The organism is Sphingobacterium sp. 1.A.5, from assembly GCF_002734235.1.
Lineage (GTDB): Bacteria > Bacteroidota > Bacteroidia > Sphingobacteriales > Sphingobacteriaceae > Sphingobacterium > Sphingobacterium daejeonense.
This window is the reverse complement of sequence record NZ_PEBA01000063.1, coordinates 174,568-188,664: the sequence shown is the minus strand read 5'-3', so window position 1 is coordinate 188,664 and position 14,097 is coordinate 174,568. Positions and strand designations below refer to the sequence as shown.

Sequence of the window (14,097 nt, the reverse complement as noted above, 5' to 3'; positions counted from 1 at the left end):
AATACCATGTTGTCAAAAGCTCAAATCAGTTTAATTACGTCATTGCAGCATAAAAAATATCGCACGCAGCACTGTTTATTTGTAGTTGAGGGCATAAAATCAGTCCTTGAATTTGTCAATTCGGCCTACAAGATAAATAAAATATTTGCGACGGTAGAAGGCATTGCAAAATTGGGCAAAATACCTCAAATAATAAAACTTGAGGAGGTATCAGAGCATGAGTTTAGTAAAATTAGTAGCTTAAAGACTCCACAGGGAGCGTTGGCATTAGTTGAAATTCCCCAAGACCTGCAGCTTAACTTTGACGATTTACAGGGTAAGCATAGTTTGATTTTGGATGATATTCAGGACCCAGGTAATTTGGGTACGATTATTAGAACAGCAGAATGGTTTGGGATAGAAAATATTATTTGTTCGATAGGTACTGTTGATGCTTACAATCCCAAAGTTGTACAAGCGACTATGGGTTCGTTATCGAGAATTAAGTTACATTATGTCGAACTAGAAGAATTTATCGAGAAGAAACAGCTCCCTGTTTTTGGTGCTTTATTAGATGGTTCCTCGATTTATGAAACTGATTTTGGCAAGGAAGGTTTTATAATGATGGGCAATGAAGGGAATGGGATTCGTAAGAGTTTAATATCCCAAGTTGACAAGGCTGTTACTATACCTAGGGTTGGTCAAGCCGAGTCACTGAACGTTGCCGTTGCAACAACAATATTTTGTTCAGAATTAACTAGACAAAATATGGAGAAGAAAAATGGATAACCTAGAGAACGAAGAACAACCATTATATACCCTTCAGTTTGGATTGCTCTGTCTGAGCTCACTTTTGTTTTCTGCGAGTTTCAATATGATAATTCCAGAATTGCCGAATTACCTTTCTTCCTTGGGCGGAGCAGCCCATAAAGGATTGATCATTGCATTGTTTACTCTGACTGCCGGTATTTCACGCCCATTTAGCGGTCGATTGACAGATAAGTGGGGTCGTGTTCCAGTTATGGCGATTGGTTCCACAGTCTGTGTATTATGTGGGTTTCTTTATCCTATACTAAGCAGTGTTTCCGGATTCTTTCTTTTGAGGTTGATACATGGATTTTCGACTGGATTTAAACCTACTGCCACCTCGGCCTATATTGCAGACATTATTCCTTCAAATCGTTGGGGTGAAGCATTGGGTATGCACGGCTTATGTTTTAGCATTGGAGGTGCTGTTGGTCCTGCGATTGGCAGCTACATAGCGCAAGCTTATGATTTGAACACTATGTTCTATAGTTCATCAGCATTTGCTTTTCTTTCCATCATCATCGTTATGAACATGAAAGAAACGTTGAAAGACAAGACTCGTTTTTCTCCAAAAATGTTGAAGATTTCACGTTGTGATATAATTGAGGTCAGAGTTATTCCAGCGGCTATTGTGACTTTATTGTCATATACGGCTTATGGTGTTATTCTTACGTTGATTCCGGATTGGAGTGAGCATTTGGGAATTGCCAATAAGGGTTTATTTTTCACGGCATATACCCTTGCTTCGATAGGAATTCGGTTTGTTTCAGGGAAAGTTGCGGATCGTTATGGTCGAATTTCGGTGATGAAAGTTGGCTTGGTCGTTATTGCGATCTCTATTATGTACCTTGGATTTGGGGACAATATCGCTCAGTTAGTTATTGGAGCCTGTTTGTACGGGATAGGTACAGGTATCTTTTCTCCTGCTGTGAACGCATGGACCATTGATCTTTCTTTGCCACAATATCGAGGCAAAGCGATGGCTACGATGTATATTGCTCTTGAAGCCGGTATCGGTGGTGGCGCATTATTTGCGGGGTATATTTATCACGACGAAATATTGAGAATTCCTTATATCTTTTATGGAAATGCCTTAGTGATATTTTTGGCATTTATTTATGTGATATATTGGAATTCTAAAAACAAAAAAAATAAAAACCTGTTATAGCAATCATATGGAAAAAAATCAGACCAAAAGACCCTACTCCTTTGAGTTAGCCTCTACACTATTGGCTACGGTCCTAATCCTTGGACTTATGTATGTCACTCAAGGTGTATTGTTGCCTTTAATTTTCTCGATATTAATTTCGATTTCGTTATATCCATTAGCTAGATTATTTGAACGGTTACGTTTGGGGAAGGCATTTTCGGCGATTCTAGCGGTAATCGTTGCTATTGCTGTCATTGCAGGTTTGTCGTGGTTTATAGTTTATGAAAGTATCTTGATCGGGAAAGATGCTTCAGCCATTACGGATAAGGTATTATCGGTTTTTGAGGGTGGACAGAAATGGTTGGAAACCCAGTTTGGTATTGAGCGGACCGAGGTTATGGAGAAATTGCGGGAGCAAGGAGAAAAAGCAATGGGCAATGCCGGCGGAATGCTTTCTTCAACATTTGGCTCTATCGGAAATATTTTGGCGAGTGCCATTTTAGTTCCTTTGCTAAGTTTCTTTTTACTGTATTACCGTGATTTTTTCCGTGAATTTTTCTTTAAAGCGTTTAAATCCTCACCACAGAGCAAAGTTAATGAGGTATTGAACAAGATATACGATGTTGTACAGAGTTATTTGGTTGGTTTGATTACCGTTATGGGTATCGTGGCCGTATTAAATACTGTAGGTCTGATGGCGATGGGAATTGACTACGCCTGGTTCTTTGGATCGCTGGCTTCATTATTAATGTTGTTGCCTTATATCGGTATTGCGATTGGTTCTATTTTGCCAGCTTTATTTGCACTTGCTACAAAAGACAGCGCGCTATATGCTTTGGGAGTTGTGGCTTGGTTTCAGGTGGTTCAATTTTTGGAAGGAAATATTATTACGCCAAATATTGTTGGTTCGAAAGTCAGCATCAACCCCTTGATGGCTATTATCGGCATCTTATTGGGCGGTATGTTGTTTGGTCTTGCCGGTTTGATTATTGCACTTCCATTTATCGCTACCTTAAAAGTTATTTTTGATTCAAATCCAAATATGGAAGCCTTCGGGTTTCTGATTGGCGAACCTGAGAAGCTTCACCTCAAACGGAATTCCACACAGGAACTATTGATGAAATGGGGTATTGTAAGGACTCCTAAGAACAAGAAAAAAGTTGAGGTTGATGGGAACGTTCATGTTGATAATCCTGGTGAAGAGCCTAAAACAGATGTGACTTATAAGGAAATCAATGAGTCTGAAGAGTTGCCTTATGAGGATTTACCACAGGATGAATTCAAGAAGAAAGATGAAGATAAAAAGTAATTGATAAGGTTGTCCAAGGGCAACCTTTTATAAATTATATCCCAATTTTCTCATTGCCGTTACTTCGACGCTGTACACTCCGAATTCTTCCATTACCCTTCCGTGGAGTTCATAGAATCCACTTCCTTGGAAAGGGTACTGTCTGAGTACTGGCGGGAAATGCACGGTATCGAGCCATTCCCCTTCGACATCCAGAAATGTTCCGAAGCACATGCGTTCATTTTTTATGGTTCGGGTTTCTTTGAGGGTTACCATTCTGCCGATTACCTTAATCTGTTGGCCTAAAAGATTGGGCAACTGTTTCACCAAGATACTTCCGTTGAGATGTTCTTTGTTGAGGAGTTCATAGAAGTCACCGACCACAAACCCTAGGAGATCAAGTTCATCCCTTAGGTCTTCCATCCTATTCTTCTCGAATTCTGGTAATGAGAACTTCACTTCTTCGGTTTCAAAGAGTGTTATAGGATCATCTTTTTCTGTTCGTTTGTTTCTGAAGTTTGCTTCCCAGAGCAGTGTCTTTTTGTCGAGCCCTGTAAACCTCAATGCACCGATACGGATGAGAATATTCAATTGTTCAGGAGCTGGATGGAGGCGTTGCAAGATATCGTTCAGATTTTTATAGGGTCCATTTTTTTGTCTTTCCTCCACGATTTGATGGGCAAATTCCTGTTCCAATCCTTGCAGGTGAATCAAGCCGACATAAACTTGTAAACCATTTATATTGGTTAAATAATCACTGTTGTTCATGCAGGGTAGCTCAATTATACCTCCATTTCTTCTTAGTTCATGAAAATAAAACTCGGTCCGATAGAAGCCTCCAAAATTATTGATTACTGCGACGTAGAATTCACAGGGGAAATACGTTTTTAGATAGAGACTTTGATAACTTTCTACGGCAAATGAAGCGGAGTGACCTTTTGCAAACGAATACCCTCCAAAGCTTTCCATTTGTCTCCAGACCTCTGCTGTTACAGAATCTTCATATCCTTTTAACTTACAGTTTGCAAAGAATTTTTCCCGCATCAGTTCAAATTTATTCTCTGATCGGTATTTACCACTCATTGCTCTTCTCAGGATATCTGCTTCCTCTAGAGAAATACCGCCAAAATGGTGTGCTACTTTGATTACATCTTCCTGATAGACCATTACTCCGAATGTTTCTTCCAAGAGTTCTTTCATCTTCGGGTGGAGATATTCGATCTTGTCGCGGTCATGGTATCGTTCGATATATTGTTTCATCATTCCTGATTGAGCTACGCCAGGTCTAATAATTGAACTTGCAGCTACCAAAGTGATATAATCGGAACATTTTAGTTTTCCCAAAAGCTGTCGCATTGCGGGACTCTCAATATAAAAACAACCGATAGTATCAGCTTTTTGGATCATTTGAGCCAATTTTGGATCTTCCAGGAAACGATCGACTTGATGGATATCGATATGCTTGCCTTTATTCTTGAGAACTAGCTCTAGGGCATCTTTGATATGTCCCAGACCCCGTTGGCTGAGGATATCGAATTTGAAGAGCCCGATTCGATCGGCTTCAAACATATCCATGTGCAGTGTCAAGAATCCTTTTGGTGGCAGTTCCAGCACACCGTATTGATTCAATGGTTTTTCACTGATGAGCACCCCTGCGGCATGAACACTGACATTGCTGGGGAAATCAACCAGCATCGCTCCGTATTTTTGAATCCAGCGTTGGATTTTATCTTCTGCGGACCATTCTCTTTTGTGCACAAGCTCGTCAATTTCCTCTTTTGGTAGACCAAATACCTTTCCCAATTCCCTCACGATCGCCCGGCGCTGAAAGGTGGTATACATCCCTAACAGCGAGACATTCTGTCGACCATACCTCATGAATAGATATTCAAAAATAGAATCACGGTCTTTCCAACTGAAGTCGATATCAAAATCGGGTGGAGATGTTCGATTAGGGTTTAGAAACCTTTCAAAATAAAGGTCGAGTTTCATGGGGTCCACATCGGTGATCCGGAGGCAATAAGCCACTACGGAGTTTGCTCCACTCCCTCGCCCCACATGATAAAAGCCCTGTTCATTGGCATATCGAAGCATATCCCAGACGATCAAGAAATAAGAATTGAATTCGGACTGCTTGATAATTGTCAGTTCTTTCTCCACGCGTTCCATGGCTTTTTTATTTTTGGCTCCGTACCGGATTTTACAGCCTTCTATTGCAAGTTTCCGCAGGAGCTCATGGTCTCCTTCCATGGAAGCAGTGAAATATTTCTTATTCTTATCGACGTGGAATTCCATTTCAATGGAACAACTTTTCACGACCTGCATAGTTTTACTGATGACTCCTGGAAATCTGGCAAATGCAGATACTAATGTTTCTTCATCTACCAATGTTTCATTCGGTTTTGCAAAATCTTGCTTGGTCAGTTTTGACAAGAGGGTATTTTTTGCAATTGCGCGCAAAATCCTGTGTAGGTCGTAAGCTGTTTTATCCTGATAAGTGACAGGGTGCAATATTACCCAACAGTCTGCATGGATATGTTCTTGCCAACTGAGTTTGGTGAGGTCTTCCCTTCTCAATCCAATGAGTTCTTGATTTCCCAACTGCTGAATTTCGGGATGATTTTCATAGGTATAGATCACCCATATATCCTCTGATTCAAATGGCGGTTTTTTGGGGAAGTTTAATTTTCGCTGTTTATAAAAAGACAGGAAGCTTTGTATTGCCAATAGACCGGCGTTGTTTTTTGCGAGAAGGATATAGCAAAGTTCATTTTCATTGCGTATTTCGACGCCTAAAATGGGTTTTATGTTTGCTTCTTGGCACTTCAGCACAAAATCCCAGCAATCAGCTGTGCTGTTGATATTGGTCAAAGCCATGGATTTCAGTCCTAATAATTGAGCACGTTCCACCAATTCCTTAGTAGGAAATGTTCCATAATGGAAACTGAACCAGGTCTTGCAATTCAAAAACATATTTGCAAGATTAGGAATTTTTAGAATATTTTACTAAAATTTTTAGTAAAATTTCCGATAAAAAAAGCTGAGTGTTTAATTCTCAGCTTATTACTATTATATACATGTTGTGGTTAATCGAGGAATTGATTTCAGTCTTCCCAAGTCCAGTCAAGCTTCATTGATACAGCGAGGTGGTCTGACAATGCCTGGTCTTCATCGTTGGTGAAATGCTGTATTTCCACCTGATAATCTACTGGTTGGAATTTGAGGTTTTTACTGCTTCGGAAGAATATCTTGTCGAGACTTTCGGTTTCATTATTTAAGCTCAACATATGTTGTGCTATAAATTTTGGTATAACTTCGGGGAAAACTCCTTTTCGAAGGTATTGCACCCAGCCGTCCGACAGGCCAGTAGTCAACAAGAATTCATGGAGATTATCTCTTTTATAGGCATAATGGGCATTGAAATCTCCCATTACGATAATAGGTCTGTCTACAGAATGTTCATTGATATAATTTGCGAGTTGTCGGAAATTTTCCCTTCTCGCTCTTGCTGCACGTGCTACATCGCTGGAATTAGCATGGATATTATAGACATCTATGGTTACCTGATGTGCCAGTTGAATTTGGGCGAACGTAAATCCTTTCACCGTCCAGCAATCTGGTCCACTGCAATGTCTCCAAGGGATTCTTCTATATTCAATAATAGGATATTTAGATAAAGTGTTCAAGCCATCACCTACCGGGATCTTGCCTTTTGTATCGGTACGATAGGGATGCAGGTTTTTAGAATAAAATGCGGTATTGTAATTGAAATCTTCCTGAACATTGACAATATCAAAGGGCTCGATTTTTTCACCTATTTCGGCAATACTGAGTTTTCGGGGTAGTTTTGCTGCTGATATTCCTTGCGGTAAACCAGCGATGTTGTAGGTAAGCAAGGATATCTTGCCTTGGAGAAAATGCTCTGAGGAGCTGTCTTCTTGCGGGATGGCTACTGAAATAAGTTTTCCTTTTAGATTCTTGAACAAGAACAGTAAAACTATGATTACTCCCGCTAGTATAAAAAGTATGGTCATCTATTAACTTATATGAAATAAAAGTATAGTCTTCAAATTATCTAATTTGGAACTCTACGTTAATTTTTCATTAATCTATTGCGATTATGTTCATTTCAGCAATAATTCATCGTTTACTACACTTGTATCTTGGGATGAATTGGTCAATTCCCATTCCAAATTTAACGATATGGCACAATGGTCCGATAATGGCTTTCCAGAATCTGTTGAAAACAGGTCATGTTGCACTTGATAATTTTTTGGAGTGAATATGATTTGGTCACTATTTCTAAAGTATATTTTGTCGATACTTTCACAGTCATCGGTCACATTTAGTGCATGACTTGCTACAAAATCTTCTTGATGTTCGGGCACTAATCCTTTGTTTCGCAATAATGTCCAGCTATCTAACACATGGATTTCTTTTTGAAAATCGCGGACATTATCTTCTACAAAAGCATAATGGGCATTGAAGTCGCCCATAATCAATAAGGGTTGACATTCTGAGTTTTCATGTATAAAAGCAGCTAACTGTTTTAAATTTTTCTTTCTTGCTGCCACCGCGTTTTTATTGTCTTGGGCTGTAGCATGGATATTATAAACATCAAGGAATACATCTTTAGCGATTTGGATTCTTGTATAACTGAATCCTTTGGGAGTAAAACAATCGCTACCACTGCAATCTGACCAAGCAACCCGTTGAGATTCCATGATCGGAAATTTAGAAAGGGTACTCAGTCCATCGCCAAATGGGACTGTACCCATTGTCTGAGTCCTGTATGGATGAAGATTGAACGAGTAGAGTTCTGTGTTGTAATTGAAGTCTTCTTGGACATTGACGATATCAAATCTATTGATTCTTTCACCTATTTCACGAATGCTAGATGCTCGTGGAGTTTCTGCGGAAGAAATAATGGCTGGAAGGCCTGCAATATTATAGGTCAGTAAAGAGAGTTCGCCAGAAGAACGGTCTTCCAAAGATGGGTGTTCAACAAATAAGTTTGCTTTTGACCCGTTGCTTTTTTTGTAACTGAAAAGAAATATTAGGGAGAAAAAAACTGACAACAACATTAAAAACCTGAAATGCCAAGCTTTACTTTTCTGAGGATAAGGAAGGTTGATTAGCATAGATATCAATCATTGATCCTATAACAAAAGTATCGGAAAGGGTTAAACACAACCTTAATTCAATATTAAAGGTTTGTTGATTTGTTATTTCCTTATTATTAACACTTTACTCATTCTAAACAGTTCATTCATAATACCTTAACATGAGCTTATCACTAAGGAAACATTGGTGCATTATTTTTATCGGATAGACAATTTGCATTCTACATGAAGAAAGTTGCATTTTTTTCGGAGATCCTTATTGAAGATTTCGATGGAGCCTCCCGGACCATGTTCCAAATAATAAACCGTATCGATCACACAGCTTTCTCTTACCTATTTATATATGGTAAAGGGCCAGACAATTTTCATCTTCACCAATCTTACCAAGTTCCTACATTTAGGATTCCGATCAATGATGATTATTCATTTGCTGTTCCGCAGTTGTCGAGATGGAAGCTCGAGGAAGCCCTTGATAATTTTGAACCAGACGTGATCCATATCGCAACACCTTCATTGTTGGGCTTCTTTGCCTTAAAATATGCCCGCAGAAAAAACATACCGATCATCAGTATTTACCATACCCACTTTATCTCTTATATCGCTTATTATCTTAGGAATTTATCCTCTCTTATCAAACCTGCAGAATATTGGATGCGTAAAGCGATGGTCCGCTTTTACAACAGCTGTCAAAAGGTTTATGTACCTGCGCATAACATCATGGATGAGCTCAAAGAAATAGGGATTGACTCCGAACGATTGACATTATGGCAACGAGGTATCGATTTAAGTCTTTTCAATCCTGAGAAAGCAGATTCCAATTATATCCGTGAAATCACCAAGAACGACAAACCCAATATTTTATTTGCGAGTCGTTTGGTCTGGGAAAAGAATGTACAGACATTGATTGATATCTATAATCAGCTCAAAAAATCAAAAATAGAATACAATTTGATAATCGCTGGTGATGGTTCTGCCAAACAAGAGGCACAAGAACTTATGCCGACTGCATTTTTTCTGGGAAAATTGGATCATGAGGAATTATCCAAGCTGTATGCATCATCAGATGTGTTCGTTTTCACTTCTACTTCTGAAACCTATGGCAATGTTGTCATTGAGGCCATGGCGTCGGGACTTCCATGTGTTATTGCAAATGGCGGTGGTAGTGCCAGTTTAGTAGACCATGGTCGAACAGGCTATAAATGTGTGCCCAATAATGCGTTGGAATATGTTTATTTCATCCATAAAATTCTCAGTGACGCCAACATTAGAGAAGATTTTAGAGAAGCTGGTTTGGCATATGTCAGGAAATTAGACTGGGCAAAGTTGGCTGAAACTTATTTTGATGATATCGAAGAATTGGCGGCATCACCCATAAATTCATTGGCATGGGCCAGCAACTAAAGTTCAACAAAAAGGCCATTAAGTTGGTGTTGTTAGTTGGGATCCTTGTCTTCATAAACATATTTATTTTAAATTCAGATTTCTTAGCTATCAAAGAGCAATTGCGAGCCATTGGGTTTAGGTTTATTTATTTACTTGGCATAACATTCATCGCCTATTTTTTTGGGACTTGGTCATGGCATATTTGCTTGGGAGAGAATCGCAAAAAAATCAGTATTCTAAAACTCTTTACTGTAAGGCAAGTTGGTGAAACCGTTGGTCAATTCAACCCGACCAGTATTGTTGGTGGTGATCTATTAAAGGCTGAAATGCTGAAGCCTTATGGTATTAGCAGCGAAGATGCATTGAGCTCGGTTGCTACTTCTAGGATTACAGTTGTCCTGTCACAAATCTTATTGTTTTTGATCGCTTGTTTATGGTTGAGCAAAATGGAGATTGGTCAGACAGCATTAAAGAGCATTGGAATCGCATTCTATATTTTCATTGCTTTATTGATTCTTCTCAATCTTGTTTTCTTTTATTGGTTGATCTTCAGTAAATCTATGTCCAAGCCAGTTTTGAAGGAAAATTCCAATGGTTTGCTTAGGGAATTGGCTTATAAGATCAGAGAGTTAGTTTTCAATATTCGAAAATCTTACCGGTATAATCCCCGATTCTTTTGGTATTCCTATCTATTAGCTACAGTCCATTGGATTATTGGCAGTTTAGAGTTTTACTTTATTCTTCTTTTCTTAGGTTATTCTGTGGTTCCTATGCATGGCTTACTGTTGGACATGGGAGTTATTGTTATCAAGAGTGCTGGTGCATTTGTTCCGGGTCAATTGGGGATTGAGGAGCTTGGGAACAAGATGATGTTGAGTATAGTTGGAATTTCTGCTGGGAGTGTTTGGGTTTCAGCATCTATTCTTCGCAGAGCCAGGCAATTATTTTGGATCGCCATAGGTTTTATCCTTTATCCCTTTTTAAAAAAAGACAGCAAACAAGCATCTACTTTACAGAATGGAAATATTATTTGTTAGCCATAAATATCCACCTTCGACCGGAGGGATGGAAAAACAGAGCTATGAACTCATTCATGCTATTTCAAGGCATGCAATTGTACATAAATTGGTTTACCAAAAGGATGAGGGAAGTCTCTTGAAATTCTTTTGGAACCTCAATTCCAATATCAAAAATATGCTGGAGTTACATCCCGGTATTCAATTGATACATTTCAATGATGGTCTGATCGCATCATTAGCCTTATTTCATTCGGGTTATGAGCATATAAAACGCGTAGTAACCATCCATGGTTTGGACGTGGTCTTTCCTTTGGTTTATTTCCAGAAACAAATCCTTCCTCGATTCAACAAATACGATCATATCATTGCCGTTAGCCGAGCAACCGCTGCCGCTGCAATAGAACGTGGTATTGCTAAAGAAAAAGTGACAGTCATTAAAAATGGCGTGGATCGCCATCTCGCTAGTTCCGAAATCATACCAATAGAACAATTGTTGGCTTACTATCCTCAATTGAACGTCAAGAAGAAGTATTTCGTGACTTTGGGCCGACCTGTAAAAAGAAAGGGATTTTCCTGGTTGCTGAAGGAAGTAGTTCCTCATATGCCTGATGATTTTCAATTGCTGATGATTGGTCCATTCAACAAAAAAGCTGGTTTCACAGAGAAACTCCTTCGCGTTTTTCCTCCTAAAATTTATCATCTAATTACTTTATTTTTGGGTTATCCCTCTGATGAAAGAGAGATCAGGCATCTTTTGAAAGAGAGTCATATCCGTAAAAAAGTACAGCATTTAGGGAAAATTCCGTTTTCTCATCTACAGTCTTTACTGGCTCATTCTTTGGCATTTTTGATGCCCAATATTCGAGTAAGCGGAGATATGGAGGGTTTTGGTCTGGTTTGCCTGGAGGCCTCTATTTCAGGAACGTTGGTTGTTGCGGCTGCCATTGAAGGCATTACAGATGCTGTTCAGGACAAGAAGAATGGCATTCTGCTTCAATCTGGCGACCGCGAGACTTGGATCAATCGGTTGGAAGAGATCATGGATTTTTCGGCTGAGTATCAGAAAGACGCAAAATTATATCAAATATTCAGTAGAGAAAACTACGGTTGGGAAATCATGGGTCAAGAATATTTCAAAACTTTCAAGAGATTGGCTTACCCCAAGTCATCTTTAAAATTGGTGCACAGCAAAGAGATTTAAAAATGAGGGCTTCGCTCTCTTTTTTCTCTTTCCTTGACAGATATAGCTCTTTTGATTGCTTCATCACCATAACGAGCTCGCATGGCATCCATAGCTTGATACAACCTTACTGCTTCCTCCGTATCTTCAAAGAGGTTGATCTGTTGGGAACCTTGAACCAGATGACTGAATCGCACCCCAATCAGGCGTACCAGCATCCGTTTATCATATAATTTGGCGAAAAGCTCCTTTACTTTCTTTAACAGAACGGTATCAGATGCGGTATACGAAATAACCATCTGCTTACTCACCGTATCGAAATTGGCATACCTGAGTTTCACGGTCACACAGCCGGTCAATCGCTCTTGCTTTCGCAATTGAAAGGTCAAGCGCTCGGTCATGCGGATCAGTTCGCTGTTCAAGAACTGCATGTCGATCGTGTCTTGCATAAAGGTTTCTTCGGTCCCTATGCTCTTTTGCTCTGAATATGGGATAATGGGTGAAGGATCGATTCCATTGGCTTTCCGGGAAAGGTCAATTCCATTTTTCCCGAGGAGATTATGCATCATAGGCACCGGAATCTCACTTAATATCTTGATTGTACTTACACCCATCTGCAGCAAGAGCACACTTGTCTTTTCCCCTATTCCGGGCATCCTTTGTATCTTTAATGGGGCTAGATAATCCTTCTCCAGTCCATGCAAGATTTCCTTGCGTCCATCGGGCTTGGCATCATCTGTGGCTACTTTGCTAATCAATTTATTAGATGCCAACGCATAGCTGATGGGCAGCCCGCTTTCTTTTTTGATCCTATTCTTCAGCTCGATCATAAACTGGCTACAGCCAAAGAAACGATCGACCCCGGTGAGGTCTACATAAAACTCATCTACACTGGCCTTTTCCATTACCGGGACGGTCTCTCGTACTACATCCGTTACCACTCTTGAATAATAACTGTAGCTATCCATGTCTCCACGGACGACAATGGCATGCGGACAAAGCCTCATCGCCAATTTCATGGGCATCGCACTGTGCACGCCAAACTTCCGAGTCTCATAGCTGCATGCCGAAACCACTGCCCGATCGCTCATCCCCCCGACAATCAAAGGCTTGCCAATGAACTTACTGTTCTTGAGACGTTCTACGCTTACAAAAAACGTATCCAAGTCCAAATGAGCAACAAACCGCTTATTATCAAACAAATCCATAGTAATTCCGAATATGCAATTATTCAAAATTACTAAAATTTTTAGTAAAACAAGTTTTATTTTATTTATTCCACTGTTCGATTTCCCTGATCAGGATAGGGAATGCAGGATAGGTCATTCCATGATCATATCCATCCAATTCGAGCAATTTTGTCTGGGAGTGTCCCACAATTTTCAACATCCTAGCCAAGTATGCATTTTCTTCATATCGTCCCACCATTTCCAACTCACGATCGCCTGTAATCAAGGTAATGGGAACTTGATTCTTGCGCACCCAATATAAAGGTGCAAACTCGTCCACGACAGGCTGATTGATATCAATTCCTTTTTCAGCACGAGCAGTAAAATGGCTGATGCATTGTGCGCTGAAAGGTACAATTCCAAACAGTTTATCAGCATCAATTCCCTCCTCCTTGAGGTATCTCGGGTTGAGAGCTAACATTAGGTTTAAATACCCTCCTGCAGAATGGCCCGAAAGAACGATTTTTTGGTTGCTGCCACCAAATTCTCCGATATGATTGAAAGTCCAGCTGACTGCCTTTGCAGCATCTTTGATAATGTCCTCGACCTTGGCTTTCGGAGACAAACGGTACCCTACTCCAACCACAGCAATACCCTTGTCTTTTAAATAAGCCGGAATCTCTTTTTCACCCCCCGTCAATCCGCCGCCATGAAACCAAACCACAGTTACAAAATCCTTTTTATCCTTTGGATAATACACATCAATTTGACAGCGCTCCTTGCTATAGGCATCGGAATTCGAAGCTGCGTAGGAAATATTTTCTTTCAGCAAATAATTGCCATTTTGCGCGAACAATAGGCTTACGGAAAAGCTGAGAACAAATAAGAAAAGTAATCTCTTCATGATATAGGAATTTGTTAAAAGTAGAATAATCCTAAAAATAAGACAAATAAAATGAATTTCGTATTTTTACGAGGTTTGCAGAAATCAAGTCTGCA

The 14,097-nt window shown here is 39.7% G+C and carries 11 protein-coding genes; 6 read left to right on the top strand and 5 right to left on the bottom strand.

Annotated features, from left to right (window positions below; all coding sequences use genetic code 11):
- Nucleotides 1-6 precede the first annotated feature (6 nt).
- From CRT24_RS17670 to CRT24_RS17660, 3 genes are read left to right on the top strand one after another with little or no spacing between them, the layout of a single operon-like run.
- Complete coding sequence (locus CRT24_RS17670; protein WP_099372426.1) at nucleotides 7-768, top strand: RNA methyltransferase; 762 nt, start codon at nucleotides 7-9, stop codon at nucleotides 766-768.
- Entirely contained in the window at nucleotides 761-1,954 is a 1,194-nt protein-coding gene (locus CRT24_RS17665; protein ID WP_099372425.1) for an MFS transporter, read from the top strand. Before CRT24_RS17670 ends, CRT24_RS17665 begins: the two co-directional genes overlap by 8 nt.
- 7 nt (nucleotides 1,955-1,961) lie before the next feature.
- On the top strand, nucleotides 1,962-3,245 hold the full coding sequence (locus CRT24_RS17660) for an AI-2E family transporter (RefSeq protein WP_099372424.1): 1,284 nt from the start codon (nucleotides 1,962-1,964) through the stop codon (nucleotides 3,243-3,245).
- A 27-nt stretch (nucleotides 3,246-3,272) separates the two neighbouring features.
- On the opposite strand, the gene CRT24_RS17655 is transcribed toward CRT24_RS17660, so the two are convergent.
- The 3 genes from CRT24_RS17655 to CRT24_RS17645 all read right to left on the bottom strand — a co-directional run bounded on the left by CRT24_RS17655 (nucleotide 3,273) and on the right by CRT24_RS17645 (nucleotide 8,365).
- A complete protein-coding gene (locus tag CRT24_RS17655) occupies nucleotides 3,273-6,197 on the bottom strand; it encodes a DNA polymerase III subunit alpha (RefSeq protein WP_099372423.1) in 2,925 nt (974 codons plus the stop codon).
- Between the two features lie 131 nt (nucleotides 6,198-6,328).
- Complete coding sequence (locus tag CRT24_RS17650) at nucleotides 6,329-7,258, bottom strand: endonuclease/exonuclease/phosphatase family protein (protein ID WP_099372422.1); 930 nt, start codon at nucleotides 7,256-7,258, stop codon at nucleotides 6,329-6,331.
- 90 nt (nucleotides 7,259-7,348) lie between these two features.
- Nucleotides 7,349-8,365, bottom strand: coding sequence for an endonuclease/exonuclease/phosphatase family protein (locus CRT24_RS17645; protein ID WP_099372421.1), 1,017 nt, complete (start codon nucleotides 8,363-8,365; stop codon nucleotides 7,349-7,351).
- Nucleotides 8,366-8,572: 207 nt separating this feature from the next.
- Here CRT24_RS17645 and CRT24_RS17640 point away from each other — a divergent pair, with 207 nt between their 5' ends.
- From CRT24_RS17640 to CRT24_RS17630, 3 genes are read left to right on the top strand one after another with little or no spacing between them, the layout of a single operon-like run.
- Nucleotides 8,573-9,748, top strand: a complete 1,176-nt coding sequence (locus CRT24_RS17640; RefSeq protein ID WP_099372420.1) for a glycosyltransferase family 1 protein — start codon at nucleotides 8,573-8,575, stop codon at nucleotides 9,746-9,748.
- Nucleotides 9,733-10,767, top strand: coding sequence for a lysylphosphatidylglycerol synthase transmembrane domain-containing protein (locus tag CRT24_RS17635; RefSeq protein ID WP_099372419.1), 1,035 nt, complete (start codon nucleotides 9,733-9,735; stop codon nucleotides 10,765-10,767). Before CRT24_RS17640 ends, CRT24_RS17635 begins: the two co-directional genes overlap by 16 nt.
- Nucleotides 10,748-11,950: a glycosyltransferase family 4 protein gene (locus CRT24_RS17630; RefSeq protein ID WP_099372418.1), complete on the top strand. Its 1,203-nt coding sequence runs from the start codon at nucleotides 10,748-10,750 to the stop codon at nucleotides 11,948-11,950. Before CRT24_RS17635 ends, CRT24_RS17630 begins: the two co-directional genes overlap by 20 nt.
- Here the strand turns inward: CRT24_RS17630 and dinB are convergent.
- Nucleotides 11,947-13,137 carry a DNA polymerase IV gene (dinB, locus tag CRT24_RS17625; protein WP_099372417.1) on the bottom strand — a complete coding sequence of 397 codons (1,191 nt, stop codon included), beginning with the start codon at nucleotides 13,135-13,137 and terminating at the stop codon, nucleotides 11,947-11,949. The genes CRT24_RS17630 and dinB overlap by 4 nt on opposite strands.
- Before the next feature lie 61 nt (nucleotides 13,138-13,198).
- Nucleotides 13,199-14,002: an alpha/beta hydrolase gene (locus CRT24_RS17620; protein WP_099372416.1), complete on the bottom strand. Its 804-nt coding sequence runs from the start codon at nucleotides 14,000-14,002 to the stop codon at nucleotides 13,199-13,201.
- Nucleotides 14,003-14,097: the final 95 nt, after the last annotated feature.

What these genes read in the sequence shown, in the direction of transcription:
- CRT24_RS17670 (WP_099372426.1), top strand. Translation starts at nt 7, where the DNA reads ATGTTGTCAAAAGCTCAAATCAGTTTAATTACGTCATTGCAGCATAAA.
- CRT24_RS17665 (WP_099372425.1), top strand. Translation starts at nt 761, where the DNA reads ATGGATAACCTAGAGAACGAAGAACAACCATTATATACCCTTCAGTTT.
- CRT24_RS17660 (WP_099372424.1), top strand. Translation starts at nt 1,962, where the DNA reads ATGGAAAAAAATCAGACCAAAAGACCCTACTCCTTTGAGTTAGCCTCT.
- CRT24_RS17655 (WP_099372423.1), bottom strand. Translation starts at nt 6,197, where the DNA reads ATGTTTTTGAATTGCAAGACCTGGTTCAGTTTCCATTATGGAACATTT.
- CRT24_RS17650 (WP_099372422.1), bottom strand. Translation starts at nt 7,258, where the DNA reads ATGACCATACTTTTTATACTAGCGGGAGTAATCATAGTTTTACTGTTC.
- CRT24_RS17645 (WP_099372421.1), bottom strand. Translation starts at nt 8,365, where the DNA reads ATGCTAATCAACCTTCCTTATCCTCAGAAAAGTAAAGCTTGGCATTTC.
- CRT24_RS17640 (WP_099372420.1), top strand. Translation starts at nt 8,573, where the DNA reads ATGAAGAAAGTTGCATTTTTTTCGGAGATCCTTATTGAAGATTTCGAT.
- CRT24_RS17635 (WP_099372419.1), top strand. Translation starts at nt 9,733, where the DNA reads ATGGGCCAGCAACTAAAGTTCAACAAAAAGGCCATTAAGTTGGTGTTG.
- CRT24_RS17630 (WP_099372418.1), top strand. Translation starts at nt 10,748, where the DNA reads ATGGAAATATTATTTGTTAGCCATAAATATCCACCTTCGACCGGAGGG.
- dinB (WP_099372417.1), bottom strand. Translation starts at nt 13,137, where the DNA reads ATGGATTTGTTTGATAATAAGCGGTTTGTTGCTCATTTGGACTTGGAT.
- CRT24_RS17620 (WP_099372416.1), bottom strand. Translation starts at nt 14,002, where the DNA reads ATGAAGAGATTACTTTTCTTATTTGTTCTCAGCTTTTCCGTAAGCCTA.